A 23,378-nucleotide genomic window follows, 5' to 3' on the forward strand; every position below is an offset into this window, starting at 1 on the left:
CTTATTAGTGTATTAATAATAAATTAGACGCCGCTGCCTCATTATTGAAAAATAAATAGCGAATTTAAATAAAATTAAGCCTATTTTTCACTAAAATGGAGACCAGCTATGGATAACCCAAACGAGGAACAATTTTTGTATCAACAGGCCAGCAAAGGCCACCTTACATTTGGCTATTATCATTCACAAGGCCGAATCGCCATCATTGATAAAAGCTCACCATTATTTGATGCCCTTCAGAACTCGCCAGATCACACCATAGATGGAAATGCGATTTTCTTAATCATGAATTGGTTAAATGGTCAGCAATATCAAGCTGAGAGTAATAAACTCTTGAGTGCTGTCAGTCCGGAGCTATTTGCTGGAAATACCTTACACCCCAAACAAAATCTCTATATTGATAGCTTTGATTCGCCTTATCTATGGAATAAAGGTGAAACTCGCGCCGCTGAACAGCTTGCCGACGCGTTGTTACCCAATGGTCAGTGGCATCGCAGCTACAGTACCTTAGTGCTTTCATCCAACGCCAATGATCAACAAATCCAGTTAGCTCGCCATATGATGTCTGTGACAGGTAAAGGGTTACTCATTATTAAAGAGAAGAACACTTCTCCTGCGGTTAGGAAGCTCATTAATGATATTACACCTTCGCAATATCAGAGAAAGTCATCGCGCCACAGCACTACTGCCTTAGAACAACCGACTAAATCAGGTATTGCCGTTTATGCCTATAGACATAAACACCCACCAGAGGAGCTGCAATCAGCATTGCTAGCAACACTTCCTCATTTACAAGGATCACAGCATCATTTACCCAGCCAACCCACAGAAACGGTCTGGGTTTATGATATGAAAGTGGCAATTCCACAAACGGGGAAGTTTACCTTTGCTCTTGATATATCCAACATACAGGATAATGTGCAGTTTAAAGTTGGAAACTATAAAGTCACCGTTAAGCAAGGTGATCCAACAGCAACAATTAGTTTGGATAATTTAAAACAGGGTGAAAGCTGCTCTGTACGTATTACGACAACAACGAATGGGACTCCACCAAAATTTCGATTGGGCTGGGCACTACCTGACACTAAACAGTTATCATTGATCCCCCAGCAAGCTTTTTCATATCCCTTGATACCTCAGCCATTAAAACCCAAGAAAGAGATTCTTTCGGTTGAATGGATGCCTTTCGCTGATGTGGTTGCAGTTAACCCCTTATCATCGAATTTACATCAAACCATCACGCTGCCGCCAACCGCAATTAACCAATTACAATTGACCGCTCTACACGCTAAAGCCGCACAATACTTTTCAATTGAAATTAAGGATAAGCAGCGAGACATTGTTTTAAAACTCGATGATATAAGCCTTTCATCGCATTTAACATGGGAAACGCTCAGTAAAGAAATTGAAGAGATTATCAACCAGCAACTCGCCCCATTAGCTCAAGCAATTACTATTAGCTATCATAATAATAAAATGATAATTAAAGGTGATGGTTTAATTTTTACGCAGTTTCAGTTAAAAAAGCGCCAACAAATCAGTTATGTTGAGTTATTAAAACATGTCGATACTCAACGGCAACACCAAACTGTACATCAAATTCATTTTACACCAGAACAACTTAACCACCTGACACATTTGACTTTTTTGTTAACTTCCCCCAATGGCCATCATATCGATATACAACGAGTAGCATTCAAAGCACCTACCACACAATTTGCATCACCAAATGAATTCGCCGACTATTTGCAACATGCATTACATTATTATAGCGAAGATAATTCACTACAAGTGAGTTGGAATAAAGCAAACAATGCTCTCGTGATTACCGACCCACAAAATCGGCAACTTGAAAAACTGAGCTTCGGATACCAAGAACAAATTTTGCCCTTTATTATTGCCGAAAATCTAACAGAAACCCCAAACCAACTCACTGTTGGTGCGGTTACAGGCACCTTACCTCGACACCCTGATATTCAATATTATCAATTAATTGAAGATACTAATTCGGGGAAAGTGACTCTAAATCGCTATACAGGTGAATGGCAATACCAACCCAATGTTCATACTCCATTTTCTGGCTTTGAACAGTTTGATTTTGTGGCCGTGATGCGCGATGGCAGCCAATCAGCGCCAATGTCGGTGCAACTACAAACGGATAACGCACCTATAGTCTCAATACCGGGAAAAAGAACTTTTCACATAGCAGATCCGATTTACCAAGAGCCAAAACCTCACTCACATCCACTTCCTGATGACATGTATGTTCATGATATTTCACTCACCCAAACCCACCAGCAACACATTGACTCCCCTTATTTAAATTTGGTTGCAGGCCGTTGGGCCTTACTAAAAATCGATATTACCAGCCCAAATTCCCTAATCTCACCTAATGTTGAGGCGATTGTTAGCGATAAGCAGGGATATGAATTAGGTCGAGTACGCCTTACTGGACCCAATCGGCTCGCCAAACAGATCGATCCGCTACCAGCACAGCCATCAATCGATCATCAAATAGCGGATAAAAATAGTTTCACTGCCCCACTAAAAGGAGAGTGGATAAAACCGGGTATCCAAATTCAGCTTATGGCAAATAATCGCCCGATCATTACACCTTATACAAACCAAAACGGTTATTTTTCACCACCAGTTCATCCAGCCACTCATCTGGTCGCTCGAGTTGAAAATAGTAGTCTCTATCAATATGGGCAAGGGCTTTACGCGTATTCACCTCTCAGTTGGGGAACAGAGGCCGCAGCTAAACTGCCAGTTTCACAATTCACTTTATACAACAGCCCATCAGAAACGCGAGCACCGGCGCTTTTTTATTATAACAATCCTAACTTTACCAACTCAGTGCTCACCATGCCCCAATACGACAAAAACCCTCTTCTCCATGACTTTTCCGATATGTCAGTTGCATGGGCTTATTTACAAGGAGAGATGATCAGGCAAGCCAATAAACAAGATAATCTCCTCACTTATATGGCAATTAATCCTTCAATTCATGGATCGATACTGGGTATGGCCTCACCATTTTTTGGTGGGGGAATGGCGCAATCAGATATCTTATGGCATGAATGGGGGCACAGCTTAGGTTTAAGACATACAACAGACGAAAACTACCCATTTTCGCCAAACAGTAATGGATTTGAAATCGCTTATGACCAGTCACAACAACGTTATGTCACTTATAAATATACTGATCCATACAATGGTAGTGTACAAGAAATATATCCAGCGATGTACCCGATAGCAGCAGGAGAAAACAAAGCTGAATATGATGCTTTTACTCCTCACTCTTCTTACTACAATAATAAAATTCAAGAAATTTTGTCTTATACACCAACCACTGAACAGTTATCCAACGATGTTCCGGTTTACAGGGTCAGTGGCTCAATCATCCCGCTCGCTAACGGCAAAAATCACCCTTATAGCTATCTTTCGCTCAAACGTACCCTCGGTGCTTTACCTGCAAACACACACAATAAAACATCTTCCTATTCATTACAGATAACTTACGCCACCGCATATGGGTTAATCACTGATACACGCCATATTGAAGATCAGAAATTAATTAGCTTTGAAACGCCTGAACTCCTAAGCCTAAACATCCCAGATAAAGGCGAATTAGTTAAACTTCAATTAATTGAAACGAATAACCAAAAAACTGTTTACACCTATATCAATCCAGATTCTTTGGCAAATCGACTGTTCAGCCTATGGGATGGAAAATCGCCTTTGGAAAGAGTAGTACTTGATCATTATTGGCAAGGTAGCCAATTGTTTTGGTCATCCAATCAACCTCATTTACTTGATGCATTGACAGAACAAATAAATACTCAAGCGCTCACGAAAGACAGCGTACTTTGTGCTATGTGGATAAAAGGTGGGCGGTTACAAAAGCAATACTTTTCATTAAATGACCCTTGGGGTAATAAACCCGCCATTAATGCCATACACGCCTATACACCTATCAATCACCTAAAGCAGATACCACATCAATATAGTACTCCATTAGCCTATAATGTTGAGTCTCATGTTCCTCTGTTTTCAGATAGTTACGTTAACCAAGTTATCGATATCTCAATAATGCAATTACCAAAAGAACAAAACAGTTATTGGCTGACATTATTAGTAGAAGAAGAGTCTGGTACGGTCAAAGAACAGATCCCTTTAGAATGCTGGCAAATCACTCGCCAAGGAGAACAGTTATCGATTATAGGCGCAATTGATAGTACGCCAAACTTGAAGCTCAAAGGCCTCAAAATTTATATCGATAATCACCTACAAGATAGCATCCCAGCCAGCACGGTGACACTCACACAACATGCTTCGGCGGCAATGGTCGATCATCGTCAATTTATCGACGATAACCACCCTATTCTTTTTCATCCAATAGAGCAAAGACCTGAATTAATCGCTTCAATGGGAGCAACAGAAAACTACGTTACAACACGTAGTCAAAGAAACTTATATACCGCACCACACCCTGTTTCAGCGCCGTTAACGCGATAACTAAATAGGCGGTATACTTTCTATGCCGCCTATTCTAAATTATACCGTGTGTTCTGTTCTATCCATACGGTGGGCGATTGGCAGCCAACATAGCAGGACTAACAGTGACATCAAGAACATCAATAACCCTAAACTAAACTGGCCATTTTGTGGTAACAATGCGGAAACCCATGTTGCCACCCCCGAGCCAACATTTTGCATACCACCGACTAATGCCCCTGCAGCACCTGCTAAATAAGGGAAAGGTTCCATTGCCCCTGTTGTCGCTAAAGGAAACAACATACCCGCACCAAAGAAAAAGACCGATGCAGGAACGAGCAAAGTCCAAATATTCATAACGCCAAACCATCCAGGGATCCACATCATCAAACCTGCAATCAAGCAGCAGATCACGGATTGCCACATCAAGGTATAAAAGCTTTTCCCATCGCGCCCTGCAAACCATGCGCCAAAAAAGGCGGCTGGGATAGGGATAATAAATAAAATACTGACGGTAATACTATTAAGGCCTAACACTCCCCCCATCAATACGCCGCTACTTGATTCAAAAACCGCAATACCGGCTAGTGCACCAATCAACATCACCAAATAAGAAACAAAAGAGCCACTGGATAATAATTGGCGGAATGACGCGAGCATTTTGTGTTTTTCAGGTGAAACAGGCCGAGTTTCAGGTAACCAGCGATACATACTTAAAAGGACAAAAGCACCTAAGACAAACAAAAAGATATAACATGCATGCCAGCCCCAAAAATGGGCTAATAAGCCGCCGAACATGGGTGCCAATAGCGGGCTAACAAGTACCCCCATATTTAAAAGGCTGTTCGCATAGCGAAGTGATGTCCCTTTATAGAGGTCACGAGGCATAGTACGCACCATTACCCCTGCAACACCAGTCCCTAAGCCCTGTAAACCACTTGCTAATACAAGAACATCCAATGTTGGCGCAAAAATTGCCAACGTCGTCGATAGCAAAAAAATCACCATACCTGCGAGGATCACCGGACGGCGACCAATCTGATCAGACAGAGGTCCATAAACCAGTTGAGAAAAACCGTAAGTAAACAGATATGCCGCCATGACTCGTTGCACCGAACCAGATGGCTCACTAAAGTAAACCGCCATATCAGCAATAACAGGGACATACACTGTTTGCGTCATCTGACCAACTGCCGCTAAGGCAATCAGCAGGATCAATAAATTGAAGTTTTCTATTTTTCTCATTTTATTCTCAAACAAATTTGCCAACCTGAATACACACCAAGCCCGCCTATTTAATAGCAATGGCATGACGATTTAATTTCAGGGCATTATCACAAATAGTTATTGCTTGTTTTTTCTCGATAAAACTACAAAACGCACATGTTCTGTGAGAGCGTGACTAAGATAACAAAATTAAATATTTTTTCGAGGTAGGACAGCATTTTAATTAATAAGCTAACGTCAGCGATATTCGCCAGATATGGCAACAAAACTGTACATTAACTTCAGTTAACATCTATTTTAATAGCATAATTAACTGCGCTTTAAATGATTCCATACACAATAACATGACTATTCAGTGAGATTATAAGATTTGCAAAAGTATCTGATGCGCTGAACCAATGAATGCGGCTACACAGCTTAATAGAAGCACTGAGAATCAAAGCATGACAGGTCAGAGACACATTATCGATAAACGTAAATCTCAAACTCACTTAGTATGAACCCCTGATGTACAACAAGGCTAGAAAAGTTCAGAGGTGAAAATTTATGGCAAATTGGGTGACTGGAACCGTTATAGAAGCAAAATTTTGGACAGATTCTTTGTTCAGCCTCATCATCAATGCCCCCATTAAACCTTTTATCGCCGGACAATTTGCGAAACTTGCTTTAGAAATTGAAGGTGAACGTGTACAACGCGCTTACTCTTATGTTAATGCGCCGAGTGATAATCGCCTTGAGTTTTATTTTGTCGTTGTTCCAAACGGTAAACTTAGCCCTAAACTCGCTCAACTGCGCCGTGGAGATACTCTACAAGTAACCGATGAAGCATCTGGTTTTTTTGTACTCGATGAAATTCCTGACTGCAAACATCTGTGGATGTTATCAACAGGTACCGCTATCGGGCCATTCCTATCTATCCTACAAGAAGGTAAAGGGCTTGAACGCTTTGAGAAGATCGTGTTATTGCATGCTGTTCGTTATCAAAAGGATCTGAGTTATTTGCCACTAATGGAGCAATTAGCTAAGCGCTACCCAGAAAAATTACGTTTAATCACCGTGGTTAGCCGTGAGCAATGTGCCGATTCTTTGCATGGTCGAGTACCTGCATTAATAGAAAATCAAGCACTGGAACACGCCGCAGGCATTTCATTAGATGCTGAAAATAGTCATATCATGCTATGTGGCAACCCTGAAATGGTCAGAGATACCCGCGATCTACTGATAAAAACACGCTCCATGAGCAAACATCTGCGTCGCAAGCCTGGCCACATCAGCAGTGAGCAGTATTGGTAATACGCGCTTTTGATCCCCATCGTTGAATGGGGGTCAAGAAAGGCGATCTACCGCTTGCGTTTTCTCACCATATTTATTTTCAGAATCCATCCCTACAAACACACCGCAATCTAATAACATAATCATTGCAATTAATAGCGGTAGAAAACGACCAATTCCCCATTGCCAGAACGGTGCCATATGGCTGACGTCCATGGAGAATAAAGCAAATGCAAGGATCACTAATGCAAACCATCCACCAGGTTTTCCTCTATCATGCAGTCGTTTAGTAAATATTGCCGCTAAAGGATATAACAATAAAATAAATAATATGGCCACAACACTTTCAGGTAATGAAAATGCATTCTGAAATAGCACTATCACGGTCATCAAAATAAAACATGAGGCGATGCCGGCCCAAAATGGCCGGCGGCCGATTCGGCCTTTGAAGGAAAAAGCCCATTGTTGTAATGTCATTACATCCGTTCCTGATATACTTGTGATACTTAAAGGTACAGCGTATTTGCTTTCGGTACTTATTATATTTCCAGATGTAAGGTGGTTGATGCCCCTCAGCTAGTCGAACCACATAGTTGATTTGGGCTCTCTGACTATCTTAGTTTATCGCCTACTTACATCCCGAATTATTGAGAGTATCTATTTATTGCTAACGACCAATTAATTTGTCGCTAACTGCACCTCAAAGTATTTTGAAAACCATAGAATGAGTGGCAAAAACCAATGAAACAACACGCACTCCATCCAATTTACGTCATCATAACCGTTTTTGTGCTCGGTTTGCCACAAATGGTATTCGCACAAAAAGTACCGACGCTACCTGATACCAATTTTGAAGTGGCGTATCTCGCGCCTGATGCTCCTTCATTTGACTTGACTATCCCACAGTTACGAAACCAGTTTAATCAAGCAAATCCGACCTTACCACTTCATGAATACAAGGTGCTCGCAAGCCAAGATATTTCTGCACCTTATATTCGCGCAGCCTCCTCGATTAATCCCTATATCTACTCCTCAGCAGTACTTGAGCGGGGCAGTGAGAAAATTAAAAGTTTGCAACTCACCTTACTCCCCGCAGATGATACTAAACGTGCACAGGCTAATAGAGCATTAATCGAGCAATATATTATTGCCTTAATCCAACAGTTCGATCCGCAAGTTTCTCCTGATAAAGCCCCTGAGCTCACAGAAGCACTGAATAAATTTATGGCAGATAAAAACCCAACACGTGCAGAAGAAGCTCGCTTAGGCGCTCTTCGCTATGTTTTAGTAAAAAGTGATAATAATGTGCTTACTTTTGCTGTTGAACCGATTAAGCTAGAAGTAGAGACACCTTAAGCTGATGTAGATCACAGCAATTATCATCGACGTGATAAAAAGCAAAGCTATAGTTAGGCATTATCTCTATAATATCTAACAAATGCTGATTTTCTCGCTGCATCAAGATGATGCAATGAGCCACTTATTGATAAATCAAACTCTCTGGTTGGAGGAATTAACATGCGACATCCATTGGTTATGGGTAACTGGAAACTTAACGGCAGTACCCATATGGTTAATGACCTGATTGCAGGCCTGCGTAATGAACTTAGCAGCGTTGATGGCTGTGATGTTGCCATCGCACCACCAGCAATCTACCTAAGCCAAGCAAAACATGCTATTGCGGGCAGCCGAATTGCTTTAGGCGCACAAAATGTTGATGTAAACCTTTCTGGTGCATTTACAGGCGAAACATCTGCTGAAATGCTCAAAGATATTGGTGCAAAATACATCATCATTGGTCACTCAGAGCGTCGTACCTATCACCATGAGAGTGATGAATTTATTGCGAAAAAATTTGCCGTATTAAAAGAGCAAGGGCTGATCCCAGTACTTTGTATCGGTGAAACTGAAGCAGAAAATGAAGCAGGTAAAACGGAAGAAGTTTGTGCACGCCAAATTGATGCTGTTCTCAATACATTAGGCGCGCAAGCATTCGAAGGTGCAGTGATTGCTTATGAGCCAATTTGGGCTATTGGTACTGGTAAGTCAGCAACACCAGCACAGGCACAAGCAATCCATAAATTCATTCGTGATCACATCGCGAAGAAAGATGCTGCAATCGCGGAGCAAGTCATTATTCAATACGGCGGTTCTGTTAATGCAAGTAATGCAGCTGAACTGTTTACTCAGCCAGATATTGATGGTGCCCTTGTTGGTGGCGCATCACTAAAAGCAGATGCATTTGCGGTGATTGTTAAAGCAGCAGCAGAAGCCAAAAAAGCAAAATAATTATTTTGCTAAGTGATACTTTGAATAATTCTAAGTGTCGTTAGACAACATCTACGACAACTTAAAATATAATAAGTATGTGACCGTCAATATTTATTGGCGGTTATCTTATTTATATCGAATAATAAAAACAGACACAGATTACTAATAAATAATTGTCTCCTCTGAATCTAAATTTTAATTTACTTAATCTACTCACAAAATTAAAAATACCTTAACTCAAATTATTCCTTCAATCTTTAATTTATCCCTCATAGAAAACAAATTGAAATCATTGTGATATAAACTTTCATATCTTATTAATTACAATCATTATTCTCAATCTACCACCCGTGACGAATGCTAGACAGCGCATATTTCTTAACATTATATTTACACGGTTCGTGATTAATCGCCTATCTATTTATTATGAATAAATAGATTATTTCTTTCACTATACACTAAATAGTTCGAGGTGCAGTTAGACGACAAGTCAATTAATCACCAATTACATATACATCATCTAATTAGTGATAATACACTGAGTCAATCATACTGTGGCTTGAAGTATCACAGGTATATATTAATAAACAATAACCACCGTCAGTTTTAATTATATTGTTATCGAAATTTATAAAATAAAACATTCGCTATAGGGATGATTATGAAATATCTAAAGGGTTTAATTCTAAGCACTATAATAGTTTTACTCACCGCTACTGTATCTCAAGCAAATAATGACTATTGGCGTATTGATAGCGATATTTATGTAGAGGTTGAGGAGTATCGAGGGCAACGCGATAACCTTGATAATAAAGTATTCGATAAAGCAAGTATGGTCGGTAAACTCGCACTGACAAATCCGGCATCACTATGGAGTTTTTATTTTGATCACCGCGAATCTTTGCGCAATTATGGTCGCAATTTTTCCACTTCCCGTGATTCATACATTCGTAACCGCACACAAATCGGTGCTACCCGCCAACTGTATAAAAGCCATTCCACAATACTTAATCTCAATGGAACTTACCGAAAAGAATCGAATGATTCTGCACCTAACATGCCATCGCGATCATCAGGCAGTTTATATTGGTTAATGCCAACAGGAAGTTTTTATTTTAATAAAAAATGGTCATTTGATTTTTGGGATGCGATTTTCTACTACAGTAATTTTTTAAGATCAAATAACTATGAATGGGAGGCTGAGCACGGTTTCAGCTACCAACATTCTGAGGCGATTAAAGCAAAAATAACCTTATATACCGATAGAGTGTGGGATAACAACTTCCATAAAATCTTTTCACAAGATCAAATTAGAGGTTACTTCTCGATTAAGCTAAATGAAAAATGGTCAATCTCTCCCTATTTTCGCTACTTTCTTAACGAAAGTGGCTACACTGCTCGTGCAAATTTAACCCAAAAAGTCAAAAATGGCTATCGCGTTGGAACACAGCTAGCGTATAACCTGACCCCAAAGTTGATCTTGTGGGGAGGAGCCGCGATAGAACCCACACAATGGAAATATCCAAAAGATAATTATGCAACATCAGGTAGTAATAATAGACAAACCTTCTATTTAGCCCAATTTGGCATTAAATATTTCTGGCAATAGTGAGTAAATATATCTCTAGCCATTATTTTACTGTGTGAAAAAAGTCGCAATCAATAAGCTGCGACTTTTTATTTAACTTCAAATTTAGCCTACTTCAGCAATCTCTAAATCCTATTTTTAAATTTAATTAACATAAAATTTGAGTTTTAGATAATTACTAAGGCGATTAATTCATATGTCTAACTTTACCATTGAGATCACAGAATAGAGTAATTCCAAAATGGAATTATTCTATTGGAATATTAATTATTCCAATAGGATTGATTATTAAAATCATATAGATACATGACATAGCACAATTTGTTAAATTGCAAACTATTCTTAAGCACTAGCAAATGAGAATAATCTTATCTGTGACTTGTCTCACTTTATAATTAATTTACCCTACTTATTATTCATCGAAAAATAACCAAGGAATAATGCGATGAAAAACCTTACCCTACTTTCTCTTTGCTTATTAAGTGCCATGTCACTCGCCGACCCGATTTCACAAACACAGCTTGATAATATGTGGAAAGATAAACAAAAATCTGCTGATGAGATCGTCAAAAATATGTCTGAGGCAGAAAAAATTGGTCAGCTTTTCATGCTAGATTTTAGATATTGGAATAAAGACAATAATGGCGAGCCCGCGCCATTTCTAGCAATGAATGATGAAGTTGCGAAAGTCATCAATCAGTATCACCTCGGTTCAGTGATCTTATTTCGTGAAAATTTAATTGATACACCGCAGACCGTAGAACTTATCAATCAATTACAAGCCGCTCGCAGTAATTTACCCCTATTTATTGGTACCGATCAGGAAGGTGGTTATGTCACTCGTTTACGTGTCGGTACAGAAATGCCCGGAAACATGGCATTAGGTGCGACACGTAACCCTGCGCTAGCAGAGCTAACAGGTATGATCCACGGTTATGAATTATCCAGCTTAGGCTTTAACATCAACTTCGGCCCTGTTGTCGATGTGAATAATAACCAAAACAACCCTGTGATTGGAGTACGTTCATATTCAGATAATAAAGAACTTGTTGAACAACTTGCAACCAATTATATCAAAGGTATTCATAAATATAACTTGTTGACATCATTGAAACATTTCCCTGGTCACGGTAATGTTTCTTCTGATTCGCATGTTGACCTACCTGTTGTAAATTCAGATGAAAAAACATGGCGCTCAACAGAATTGCCCCCTTTCCAATATGCCCTGAACCATGGCGCAGATGCTGTCATGACCGCACATATTATCGTTCCTGCATTGGATAACAGTAAAATTAAAACCCTTAGTGGCAAAGAGGTTGGGACACCTGCTACATTATCAAAACCTATTCTGCACGATATTTTACGTGATGAGCTTAAATATGATGGTTTAATCGTCACAGATGCGATGGATATGGGCGCTATTGCCGATAATTTCGATATAAACTGGGCAGTAGAAACATCATTACTTGCTGGTTCTGATGTGATCTTAATGCCAATTAAAATGTGGGATACGGAATCAGTTGCACGTTTGGACAACATGTACCGCCATCTTGAAAGTGAGGCTCAAAAAAATCCTGAGCTGAAAAAACGCATTGATGAATCAGCAAAACGTGTCGTGCTGAAAAAATTACAGCAACAGATCACCGCACAGCCAATCGATTTACATAATGCGCAGCAAGTTGTCGCTTCTAAAAGCCATAAAGATCTTGAAAATATGGTCTCAGAACAAGCAATTACGCTAATCAAAAACGATAATGTGCTTCCTTACACCTTAAAATCACAAAATAAGATTTTAGTTGTATCGGATGAAAAACCACGTAATGAATTAATTCAAAAGCACTTAAATGACATCGCTAATGAAACAGGCACAACAATAGAAAGCAAAGAAACCGTTGTTAAACTGACTGAAAATACCCTCAATGCAAAAGATGTTCAGCCTCTTTTGCAAGGTCAAGATCTGGTAATTTTAACCACTTATAACCTGAAAGATAATCCTGCTAATGCTCAGCTATTCATTGATGAAGCAAATAAAGCCAATATCCCACTGGTAGTGATTTCTTCACGTAATCCCTATGACATTGCATACCTAAAAGGGGTTAAAGCTAACCTTGCCATCTATGGGATCACCGGATTCGACGTCACTAACAATAACCGTAACTCACTCGAAACCAATATTCGTAGTGGTTTACGTACCTTGTTTGCAGACCAACAAGCACAGCCATTAAACCCACCGAAAGGGCTGCTCCCCGTCAATATTAAAAATCCACAAGGTAACAAAATCCTGTTCCCTTATGGTCATGGTGAAACGTACAACACCACTCATTAATTAATTTATAAACACTCGCACTTTCCGACCTTTATATCCTTTAAGGATATAAAGGCGGGCTATAACACACAAAATTCAACTAATAACGCTACGTTACTGAACAATAATTAAAAATTAAAGGGTCATCATGAAAACATCATTGAATGGTTTACTACTACTTACCGCGATGGGCTTTACTGCTTCTGCACTCTCAACAGAACAAGTGAATAATGACTATTGGCGTATTTCCTCTAACGTCTATATGGAATTGGAAAAATTCGAAGGCCACCATAACACTAGCGGGCGGAAGGTTTACGACAAAACAACCATGGTTGGTCAATTGTTTTTATCAAATCCCGAATCTAAATGGAGCTTCTTTCTTGAGCATAAAGAGTCACTTAGAAGCTATAACCATAATTTTTCAACATCAAAGGACTCATTTATTCGTAACCGAACCCAAATTGGTGTAACACGAAAAATGTACTCCAGTGATGTTGGACAATTCAACCTCAACGTTACCTACCGTAAAGAATCAAATGATTCAGCGCCTGGCACCATGGCTCGTCCATCCAATACCTTGTTTTGGTTAATGCCAAGCGGGACTTATCACTTTAATGATAAGTGGGCATTCAACTTTTGGGATGCGTTCTACCACTACGATAACTTCCATGCGCCAAATAGCTACGAATGGGAATCCGAACACGGTTTGGTATACAAAATCAATGACTCCGCTACAGCGAAAGTTTACATGTACACGGACTGGACATGGGATAAAGATTTCAACAAAACATGGGAGCAGAACCAAATTCGTGGTTACTTCCCTGTGACGTTAAATCAAGACTGGAGCATTATGCCCTACTTCCGCTACTACCTAAACGAACACAACTACGATAATAAGCAGCGCACAACCCAAAAAGTGAAAGATGGCTACCGTGTTGGTACCCAAGTTTTCTATAACCTAACACCGAAACTGACCTTATGGGGTGGATTTGCGGTTGAGCCAAGTACATGGGAAAATCCAAAAGGTGCAGGGATCACCTCTGGCAGCAACAATCGCCAAACGTTCTATTTAGGACAATTGGGTGTGAAATACGTGTGGCAATAAAATCATAGTTATCCAGCTAACCTGCCCCTCACAGGTTAGCTGGAGTGCCATAAATAATAGAGTAATAATATTGTTCGTTAGTCACGACGACTAATCTCATCAAAGACTCCACCATTCGAAAAATGAGTTTCCTGCGCCTTAGTCCAGCCACCAAACTCTTTATCTACCGTCAGTAATTTTAACTGTGGAAAGCGCTGTTGATATTTTTGCGCAATTTCAGCGTTACGTGGCCGATAATAATTTTTTGCTGCGATTTCTTGGCCTTCCGGCGAATAGAGATATTCTAAATAAGCTTGAGCCACTTCACGACGATCTCGCTTATCAACCGTTTTATCTACCACTGCAACTGTGGGTTCCGCTAAAATTGAAATACTTGGAGTAACAATTTCAAATTGACCATTTTCACCAAGCTCATTAATAGCAAGTAATGCTTCATTTTCCCATGCGATCAACACATCACCGATACCCCGCTCAACAAAACTGTTTGTTGCACCGCGAGCCCCTGAGTCCAGTACTTCAACATTTTGATAAAGTTGCTTCACAAACTGTTTTGCTTTTTCAGGATCTTGCTGCTCCTTTTCTAATGCATACCCCCAAGCAGCCAAGTAATTCCAACGTGCGCCACCTGAAGTTTTCGGATTCGGCGTCACGATAGAAACATCTTTACGTATGAGGTCATTCCAATCTTGAATATTTTTAGGATTTCCCTTGCGAACAAGAAAAACAATTGTTGAAGTGTAAGGCGCAGAATTATCAGGAAGACGCTTGATCCACTCTTTATCAATACGTCCACTTTGTGCAATTGCATCAACATCATAAGCCAAAGCAAGAGTCACAACATCCGCTTCTAATCCATTAATGACCGAAGTCGCTTGCTTTCCTGAGCCCCCATGAGATTGACGAACGATAACGGTATCTCCCGTTTTTTCTTTCCAATGTTGGCTAAACGCTTGGTTATATTGTTGATAAAACTCTCGAGTGGGATCATAAGAAACATTCAACAATTGAATATCTTTCGCCCATGCTCCCGTTGTGAGTATCAGCAACAATGCCGTTGCTACATGCCATTTTTTCGCCATTCCTCTATCCTCATCAATTTAATGTTAAGGCAGGCTGACAGATCTCATCCATAACTTGAAATAATTAAAAATGACAATTTATGCTACAAAAGAATATACAAACAGAAGATAGGTAGGATCAGACTTGCATAACCCGAGCAATCGGGTCATACAAGTGAGATTTGCAATACATAGAGGTGAATTAGTACAGTTTTTTCGCTGTGTCGTACCAATCTTTCTTAAACACACGCTTCATATTCATCACTGCATCAATAATATCATGATGAACCAATTTTTCGTTTTGAATACCAACGCAACGGCTACCATAGCCTTCTAACAATAATTGGATTGAATACGCTCCCATGCGCGATGCCAAAATCCGATCATACGCAACAGGCGAGCCACCGCGCTGAATGTGCCCAAGTACTGTAGCACGTGTTTCATGATGAGTTTCCGCTTCAATATATTTGGCTAATTCATCCACATCACAAACATGCTCAGTAATCGCTACGATAGCGTGACGTTTACCCTTTTCAATCCCTTGTTTGATTTCAGATAGTAGCTCTTCACGATCAAATGACATTTCATTTTCAGGTAAAACTAAGAATTCACATCCACCAGCAATCGCTGCTGATAGCGTTAAGTCACCACAATAACGCCCCATGACTTCGACAATAGAAATACGTTTGTGAGAAGTCGATGTATCACGTAAACGGTCAATAGCCTCAACCACGGTTTCCAGCGCAGTGAAGTAACCAATAGTATAGTCCGTTCCTGCGACGTCATTATCGATGGTTCCCGGCAAGCCAATACAAGGGAAACCAGCTTCAGTCAATGCTTTAGCGCCAAGGTAAGACCCATCACCACCAATAACAACCAAGGCATCAATATGATTTTTTTTCAGATTCTCAATAGCAACAGCACGAACTTTTTCATCGCGGAATTGAGGGAAGCGAGCTGAACCTAAGAAGGTACCTCCACGGTTGATCATGTCAGAGACACTATAGCGGTCTAGCTGTTTCATGCGGTTTTCATATAAGCCAAGGTATCCATCATAAATACCCATCACTTCTAAACCTTCACTTAATGCCGCTCGTACAACACCGCGGATTGCAGCATTCATACCGGGTGCATCACCACCACTTGTTAATACCCCAATTCTTTTAATCTGCTTGACCATGATGACCTCTGATTAATGAATATAAATTGCAAATCAATGAAAAACACCGTTCAACACCGTGCTTTTCTAAACCAAATTCTGTTACAAACCGCCAATGCTGAATTGATTCACCTAGCACTATAATACGGTATAGCTAATTGTATATACCTGCTTTCTATCAAGCTTTGATTGTTTATTGTGATCCAGCTTACATAATTTTAGCGCATAAACATGATTACCACAGAATAGCGAACCACTATAGCGGTTGTTACCTTACTTCGAAACAGAAATTAAGTGCTTATACTCTAAATAATAACATTTATCGCTCATGAGGGCTTAACCTTATGAGTGACACAGATATTAGGAACGGGTCGCCTTAACTGATATCCCCTATTAGGGTTAAAAATACAGATAAAAATGCGGGCTCAACTGTGCTAATCACAATGTCAAAATGCAGAAGGAATTTAATTTTGATAGGCTTTCGGTGGGTGCTTGATCCTTTTTGGTTCAAGCATGCAGTTTGAGCCAAAAATGAGAAAGCCCCGTTAGTGAATATGTTCAACCAACGGGGCACAGATCTCAAACCAGACATTTGAGATTGTGCCTCTTAGCCAATAAGAGGTCAAGGAGAAATGACTAAGTATGCCTTTATGGCACTGTTGGCAGTATGCATCACTATTTTGAGTTTATCATCGATGTTACGCGATAAACTCTGCACGTTGCATATCACCAGTGGTCACACTGTAGTCCAAGCGACCCTCGATTACGAACTGAGGTAATTGCTGAGCAGAGGGAGCTTTTCCCTCTGCTGTTTCTCTTTCAAATGTTAAAGTTAGGCTTCAAGCACCCTGTCTTTAGATTTCAATCAACCTAGTATTAGGTATAAAAATAACGCGTAAAATGAAAGAAAATAGGGGCGGCAAAACATAATGAGTCAATGCGGTCTAACATTCCGCCATGTCCTTCAATAATGGCTCCAAAATCTTTAATGCCGCTGTCTCGTTTGATCGCAGACATACACAATCCACCAACAAACCCCATTAAGGTAATTGCAAGAGACATTAACCCCGCAACCCACCAGTTAAATGGCGTAACCCAATACAAGCAGATCCCGATCAATACAGAAGACAGTATCCCACCTAAAAAGCCTTCTATCGTTTTATTCGGGCTCAACTTAGGCACAATTGGGCGTTTGCCAAAGAGCTTACCAAATACATACTGTAAAACGTCTGAAAGTTGCGTCACGACAATAAGGAATAATAGCAGTTTTACATTTTCACCTTCGTAGCCTTTAATATCTAGCATCAATAATGCAGGTACATGGCTTAAACAGAATACAGTGACTAACATTCCCCACTGAATTTTGGCAGTACGCTCAAGAAAATGGTAAGTGTCTCCTGCTATTGCAATACGGGTTGGTAAAAATAAAAACACAAATACAGGAACAAAGATTGAAAACATGCCATACCATTGGATCCCAACTAACACATATTGCAGAGGGAGAAAAATAAAGAAACACCAAAACAACGCTTCGTGATCACTACGCCTTGTCGGTGCTAAAGTAATAAACTCTCTCAAAGCAAAAAAGGAGATCAAGGCAAATAAGATAACAACCCCGATATTACCAATCACTACAGCCAATACACACACAATACACATTAACCACCAAGCACGTATTCTGGCATTTAAATTATCAATTGTTGGGTTACTCTTTTCCCCTGAATAACGATAGGCAAGGATCCCACCAATAATACTTGCCACAACCAGGATGCTGAAAACACCTGATAACAATAAAGCTATTTCGCTATCCCAAATACTCATGGCATCAACTCCTCTAAAGCAAGTTTTGCTCGTTGTAAAAACTCGGCTTTAGACTCTTCTTCCGCTAATGGCGCTAAAGGTTGACCGACAACCGCAGAGCAAATAATTGGCACAACCAATTTTGAGCCTTTTGGTAAAACACGATTTAAATTCTCAAGATATACAGGTACCACTTCAACATTGGGGTATTTTTTAGAGAGATGGTAAATACCACTTTTGAAATGACTCAGCTCTTCACCATCTCCACGGGTTCCTTCAGGAAATAATATCAGTGACTCACTTTTTGCTAATATCGCTTCAAGGGGTTCTAATACATTTTCTTTGGCTGGGCCATCCCCTTTTCGATCAATTAATACTGCGCGAAAAACTTTATTAACCAAATAACGCCTAAATGGCGTTTTATCCCAATAATCTTTAGCAGCAACAGGATGAACCGCATGGCGCATTAAAGGCGGTAGCCCCGCCCAAATAACTAACCCATCTAAATGACTAGAGTGATTCGCATAATAAATCCGTGAAGTGATTGTTGGCTGACACCCAACCCAACGTGTTCTTACCCCTGTTAATAGTCGACAAGTAAACGACAATAACATCCCCATACCTTTTGCTAACAAAGAAATTCTTTGTGGTTTTTCCATCTTTATTCCTTGCAACACGTTTTCTATTTTTATTTATCAATACTTATTTTTCTTTTACAAAAATAAAGATATATAGCCCCACTAAAGAGCACAACAAGGAAGGTCTGATTTCACTTTTTTTGAGAGGATACTCTCAGATAAATAAGTAGAAATAAGTCTGGAAGGGAACAAAAGAGAATAGTGGTAGCAAGAAACCTGTTATGTTTGGCGGCAGTGACTACAGTTCTTACAATAGATTAGGAAATCAATTCATTAATTTTCGACAGGTAACACGAAGCGGGAAAAACGATGTTTTTATCCCGCTTCGTCAACAACTTCAGTAGTAGTAACGACTGAATAGCTTTAACAAATACAGATTACTTGTCTGCGGCGATGCGCTCACGAATGTGCTGAGCACGCTCCGCTGATGGTGGGTGAGAATCAAACATACTGCTTTCACTACCACCTAATTTTGCTAGTTTCTCAAAGCTAGTTGCTAAACCTTCGGTTTTAATACCGCGTTTTTTCAACAGGTCATAAGAGAAATCATCCGCTTGACTTTCTTGGTGCTGAGAGAACTGAGAATTAACCAATTTCTCACCCAAAGCAGCAACTTGTGATGCGCTTAGTTGTTCAACCACGCCACCTGCTGAAGCAGCGGCTGTACGTGCAGCAACTGTTGCATAAGCAACTTGCATTGCTTTACGTGAATGACCTAGCGCAACGTGGCCCATTTCATGACCAAGAACACCTTCGATTTCGTTGTCATTCATCAGATCCATCATACCGCTATACACACGTACACAGCCATTTGCCATAGCCCATGCGTTAACATCATCAGTCATATAAACTTTATAGTTAACAGGTGTTCCATCAACTTCATTTCCTAGCGCTTTAGCAATTTTGTCTAAACGTTTTGAATACTTGCTAGAAGAAGGAGCGATTTTATTTTGAGCGTCCATCTCTTTACATGATTGGTCGCTTAGTTGCTTCACATCGCTATCAGTTAATGTAGCAGCTTGAAATAGTTGCATACCTGAATTCGTTAGCATGCCCTGATCTAAATTTTTACACCCAGTCAAAATGACAGCTGATACAGCGACTGCAACAAGTGCCTTCATTTTCATAATATTTTTTCCTTTGCAATACACACAACTATTTTTTTAAGCGTTAAAGACTATAAATTCTGAAAAAAATAACAATAGGAATATAGAGAGATAATACTCATCATACGAATTTTATCTGATTTCTATTCAAATAGCAGAATCGCTAGCAGAATAAGTCATACTATCTCAAATAATTCACTGAAATTTCAATAATTGCAAAAAATAATATTTTATAAATGGCTTAAAATGCAAGATGAATAAGATATCAGGCAAGACAAACATGGGGGGATTAACAAGCCAACAAAGTCACAATCGATAATGCAAACATGACGACCAGCAAAAAAATAGCCCCTAAAAGGGGCTGTAAAAGACAGGGATGGTGTCTATGGCAAGGAAAAACTTCACTTATTGCTACTTCACTACTACGATCAAGAGAATTTAGATCAAAAGAATTCGTTACTGCAAAGCCTGAAACTGAGACATTTTTTGTTGATGTATCTTCTCTAATTGGGCTTTCTGCTCAGGTGTTAATAACTGGTACAATTCATGATGAATTCGAGCCATTTCAACACGCTGATTCAATTCTTTTTGCAAACTTTTTTCTAACTGTTCACGAATGGCTTTTTCATCAAAGTCGTCCGCGACAATTAGATTGTGCAGTGCTTCACGCTCTTGCACAGAAACTGGGTTATCAAATTGATAACGACGCTGAGTTGCCATTAAATCACGCAATTGCTGACGCTGTTTTTCATTTAACGTGATACCATTAAACATAAATGTACTTGTGCGTTCTTCACTACCAAACAACTCATAGTGTTGAAGTTGAGTCATGACAGGCACTGAAGATGCAGACTCATTTTGCATTTGTAGCATTAGCGGGCTAGATGTATCACCAGTTTGTTGAACACTTTCTGGTGTATCCCCAAAAGCCGTCACTGAACCGATAATAAATGCAGAAGCTAACACTAACTTGACTGTTGTTTGTGAAGTTCTTTGCATTCCAATACTCCTTGTTCTCGGACAGTGCTCGTGATTCAATGTGGATAACTATACGCCGGTGGCTGCAAACTAGCGTCAGAGCATGTAAAAGAACGTAAAGTCATGGAATCGTGAAGATTGTTATCGTATTTTGGCAGTTGGAGGACTTAAACACATGCATAAAATCCTATTAGTTGATGACGACCGTGAACTCACGTCGCTCTTAAAAGAACTGCTCGAAATGGAAGGTTTCAACGTTGTCATCGCCTATGATGGTGAACAGGCTTTACAACAGATTGACTCATCCATTGATCTATTATTACTCGATGTCATGATGCCAAAGAAAAACGGCATTGAGACCTTAAAAGAACTACGTCAGATCCACCAAACCCCTGTCATTATGTTGACCGCACGCGGTAGCGAACTCGACAAAGTATTAGGGCTTGAATTAGGTGCAGATGACTATCTTCCTAAACCATTCAATGACCGTGAATTAGTTGCCCGTATTCGTGCGCTACTACGCCGTTCAAATTGGAGTGAACAAACCCAAGGTGACAATAGCAATACACCTGTTCTGCAAGTGGATAAGCTACAACTCAATCCAGGCCGTCAAGAGGCCAGTTTCGATAATGAAATCCTTGACTTAACCGGAACTGAGTTCACCTTACTGTATTTATTAGCGCAGCACCTTGGCCAAGTCGTTTCAAGGGAACATTTAAGCCAAGAAGTACTCGGAAAACGTCTGACTCCGTTTGACCGTGCGATTGATATGCACATCTCAAACTTACGTCGTAAACTGCCAGAACGAACAGATGGCCAACCTTGGTTTAAAACCTTGCGTGGTCGTGGATACTTAATGGTTTCTGCAACATGATAAATAGCTTAACCGCAAGGATATTTGCGATTTTCTGGTTCACCCTCGCACTAGTATTGATGCTAGTGCTGATGGTGCCCAAGCTTGACTCTAGGCAGCTCACTGTCCTTATGGAGAGTGAGCAACGCCAAGGGGAAATGCTTGAGCAGCACATTGAAGCTGAACTGGCACAAGCACCGATGAACGACCTACTTTGGTGGAGGCGAATTTCCAATTCCATCAAAAAATGGGCGCCCCCTGGCCAACGTCTCATTATTGTGACCAGCGAAGGACGTGTTATTGGTGCGATGCCAAGTGAAATGCAAGTTATCCGTAATTTTATTGGGCAATCAGACAATGCTGATCACCCTAAAAAGAAAAAGTATGGTCGTGCCGAAATCTTAGGCCCTTTTTCCATACGCGATGGTGAAGACCATTACCAACTCTATTTAGTTCGTCCTGCAAATAGCCCACAATCTGACTTTATCAACTTATTGTTTGACCGGCCATTCTTACTGTTAATTGCCACCATGCTCATCAGTGCCCCGTTATTGCTCTGGCTATCTTGGAGCCTTGCCCGCCCTGCGCGCAAACTCAAAATGGCAGCAGATGATGTCGCAAAAGGCAACTTACGGCCTCACCCAGAACTGGAAGCTGGGCCTCAAGAATTTTTATCTGCGGGGAACAGTTTTAACCAAATGATCAGCGCTCTCGATGGCATGGTGAGTGCCCAGCAGCGACTTATCTCTGATATCTCTCATGAACTGAGAACCCCACTGACGCGTTTGCAATTAGCGACAGCTTTATTACGCCGTCGGCATGGTGAAAGTAAAGAATTAGAGCGTATTGAAACCGAAACCCACCGCCTTGATAGCATGATCAATGACTTACTCGTACTATCACGCAGTCAGCACAAAAATGAAATCTTAAGGGAGAACATTAAGGCTGATGATCTGTGGGGCGATATTTTAGAAGACGCAAAATTCGAAGCGGAACAGATGAATAAAACCCTTGATGTCACATCACCACCGGGCTCATGGCCTATCTATTGCAATCCATCGGCGATTGGTAGTGCCTTTGAAAACATCGTCCGTAACGCACTGCGCTACTCAAATACTCATATCGCTGTCGATTTCAAAGAAGAAAACAATGGTGTACTAATCACTGTTGACGACGATGGCCCTGGCGTTAGCCCAGCCGACCGTGAACACATCTTCCGCCCTTTCTACCGCACAGACGAAGCACGAGATAGAGAAACCGGAGGCACTGGCTTAGGCCTTGCCATTGTGGAAACTGCCATCTCACAGCATAAAGGTTGGGTGAAAGCCGATGATAGCCCATTAGGGGGGCTACGTTTGCAAATTTGGCTTCCTGAACATGGGCGCTAACGCCACTCAATCATAAATCTAACTTAAGGCTTCTTGAATATTAAGTTGAAGAAGCCTTATTTTATTACACATCATTAACAGTGTATTAATTTCAACCTAAGCAATATTCCTGATATTTATTACACACCAAACT

General features: G+C 40.3%; 18 protein-coding genes. 10 read left to right on the top strand and 8 right to left on the bottom strand.

Features of this window, described 5'->3' with window-relative positions; translation table 11 throughout:
- Positions 1 to 108 precede the first annotated feature (108 nt).
- Entirely contained in the window at positions 109 to 4,518 is a 4,410-nt protein-coding gene (locus JI723_RS19310) for a M66 family metalloprotease (RefSeq protein WP_337979649.1), read from the top strand.
- A 39-nt stretch (positions 4,519 to 4,557) separates the two neighbouring features.
- On the opposite strand, the gene emrD is transcribed toward JI723_RS19310, so the two are convergent.
- Entirely contained in the window at positions 4,558 to 5,742 is a 1,185-nt protein-coding gene (gene emrD / locus JI723_RS19315) for a multidrug efflux MFS transporter EmrD (RefSeq protein ID WP_070927422.1), read from the bottom strand.
- Between the two features lie 528 nt (positions 5,743 to 6,270).
- Here emrD and fpr point away from each other — a divergent pair.
- Positions 6,271 to 7,017: a ferredoxin--NADP(+) reductase gene (gene fpr, locus JI723_RS19320; protein ID WP_070927420.1), complete on the top strand. Its 747-nt coding sequence runs from the start codon at positions 6,271 to 6,273 to the stop codon at positions 7,015 to 7,017.
- Between the two features lie 33 nt (positions 7,018 to 7,050).
- Here fpr and JI723_RS19325 read toward each other — a convergent pair whose 3' ends face one another.
- Complete coding sequence (locus JI723_RS19325; RefSeq protein ID WP_070927418.1) at positions 7,051 to 7,473, bottom strand: DUF805 domain-containing protein; 423 nt, start codon at positions 7,471 to 7,473, stop codon at positions 7,051 to 7,053.
- Positions 7,474 to 7,737: 264 nt separating this feature from the next.
- On the opposite strand from JI723_RS19325, the gene JI723_RS19330 reads away from it, so the two are divergent.
- The 5 genes from JI723_RS19330 to JI723_RS19350 all read left to right on the top strand — a co-directional run bounded on the left by JI723_RS19330 (position 7,738) and on the right by JI723_RS19350 (position 14,265).
- Positions 7,738 to 8,352 (top strand): DUF1454 family protein, encoded by a 615-nt coding sequence (locus JI723_RS19330; RefSeq protein WP_272580761.1) that lies wholly within the window; start codon positions 7,738 to 7,740, stop codon positions 8,350 to 8,352.
- A 162-nt stretch (positions 8,353 to 8,514) separates the two neighbouring features.
- Positions 8,515 to 9,285 carry a triose-phosphate isomerase gene (gene tpiA / locus JI723_RS19335; protein WP_070927414.1) on the top strand — a complete coding sequence of 257 codons (771 nt, stop codon included), beginning with the start codon at positions 8,515 to 8,517 and terminating at the stop codon, positions 9,283 to 9,285.
- 643 nt (positions 9,286 to 9,928) lie between these two features.
- Positions 9,929 to 10,876: a hypothetical protein gene (locus JI723_RS19340; protein WP_337979650.1), complete on the top strand. Its 948-nt coding sequence runs from the start codon at positions 9,929 to 9,931 to the stop codon at positions 10,874 to 10,876.
- A gap of 424 nt (positions 10,877 to 11,300) precedes the next feature.
- Positions 11,301 to 13,181: a glycoside hydrolase family 3 N-terminal domain-containing protein gene (locus JI723_RS19345; RefSeq protein ID WP_272580763.1), complete on the top strand. Its 1,881-nt coding sequence runs from the start codon at positions 11,301 to 11,303 to the stop codon at positions 13,179 to 13,181.
- A gap of 127 nt (positions 13,182 to 13,308) precedes the next feature.
- Positions 13,309 to 14,265, top strand: coding sequence for a porin family protein (locus JI723_RS19350; RefSeq protein WP_070927408.1), 957 nt, complete (start codon positions 13,309 to 13,311; stop codon positions 14,263 to 14,265).
- Positions 14,266 to 14,342: 77 nt separating this feature from the next.
- Here the strand turns inward: JI723_RS19350 and JI723_RS19355 are convergent, their stop codons facing one another.
- Both JI723_RS19355 and pfkA read right to left on the bottom strand, forming a co-directional pair.
- Positions 14,343 to 15,344 carry a sulfate ABC transporter substrate-binding protein gene (locus tag JI723_RS19355; RefSeq protein ID WP_272580764.1) on the bottom strand — a complete coding sequence of 334 codons (1,002 nt, stop codon included), beginning with the start codon at positions 15,342 to 15,344 and terminating at the stop codon, positions 14,343 to 14,345.
- 181 nt (positions 15,345 to 15,525) lie between these two features.
- A complete protein-coding gene (pfkA, locus tag JI723_RS19360; RefSeq protein ID WP_070927404.1) occupies positions 15,526 to 16,503 on the bottom strand; it encodes a 6-phosphofructokinase in 978 nt (325 codons plus the stop codon).
- 674 nt (positions 16,504 to 17,177) lie between these two features.
- Here pfkA and JI723_RS19365 point away from each other — a divergent pair.
- On the top strand, positions 17,178 to 17,261 hold the full coding sequence (locus JI723_RS19365; protein WP_306803442.1) for a hypothetical protein: 84 nt from the start codon (positions 17,178 to 17,180) through the stop codon (positions 17,259 to 17,261).
- 97 nt (positions 17,262 to 17,358) lie between these two features.
- On the opposite strand, the gene JI723_RS19370 is transcribed toward JI723_RS19365, so the two are convergent.
- The 4 genes from JI723_RS19370 to JI723_RS19385 all read right to left on the bottom strand — a co-directional run bounded on the left by JI723_RS19370 (position 17,359) and on the right by JI723_RS19385 (position 21,025).
- Positions 17,359 to 18,303, bottom strand: coding sequence for a phosphatidate cytidylyltransferase (locus tag JI723_RS19370; RefSeq protein WP_272580766.1), 945 nt, complete (start codon positions 18,301 to 18,303; stop codon positions 17,359 to 17,361).
- Complete coding sequence (locus tag JI723_RS19375; protein ID WP_272580767.1) at positions 18,300 to 18,941, bottom strand: lysophospholipid acyltransferase family protein; 642 nt, start codon at positions 18,939 to 18,941, stop codon at positions 18,300 to 18,302. The genes JI723_RS19370 and JI723_RS19375 overlap by 4 nt, the downstream gene beginning before the upstream one ends.
- Positions 18,942 to 19,297: 356 nt before the next feature.
- Positions 19,298 to 20,047: a metalloprotease LoiP gene (gene loiP / locus JI723_RS19380; RefSeq protein ID WP_140183219.1), complete on the bottom strand. Its 750-nt coding sequence runs from the start codon at positions 20,045 to 20,047 to the stop codon at positions 19,298 to 19,300.
- A gap of 435 nt (positions 20,048 to 20,482) precedes the next feature.
- The gene (locus JI723_RS19385) at positions 20,483 to 21,025 is read right to left on the bottom strand and encodes a Spy/CpxP family protein refolding chaperone (RefSeq protein ID WP_070929933.1); all 543 of its coding nucleotides are present in this window, start codon (positions 21,023 to 21,025) and stop codon (positions 20,483 to 20,485) included.
- A gap of 154 nt (positions 21,026 to 21,179) precedes the next feature.
- Here JI723_RS19385 and cpxR point away from each other — a divergent pair, with 154 nt between their 5' ends.
- Entirely contained in the window at positions 21,180 to 21,878 is a 699-nt protein-coding gene (cpxR, locus tag JI723_RS19390) for an envelope stress response regulator transcription factor CpxR (protein WP_042846693.1), read from the top strand.
- Positions 21,875 to 23,245: an envelope stress sensor histidine kinase CpxA gene (gene cpxA / locus JI723_RS19395; RefSeq protein WP_070929932.1), complete on the top strand. Its 1,371-nt coding sequence runs from the start codon at positions 21,875 to 21,877 to the stop codon at positions 23,243 to 23,245. Before cpxR ends, cpxA begins: the two co-directional genes overlap by 4 nt.
- The last annotated feature ends 133 nt before the right edge of the window (positions 23,246 to 23,378 follow it).

The sequence above is a fragment of the Providencia manganoxydans genome (assembly GCF_016618195.1).
Lineage (GTDB): Bacteria > Pseudomonadota > Gammaproteobacteria > Enterobacterales > Enterobacteriaceae > Providencia > Providencia manganoxydans.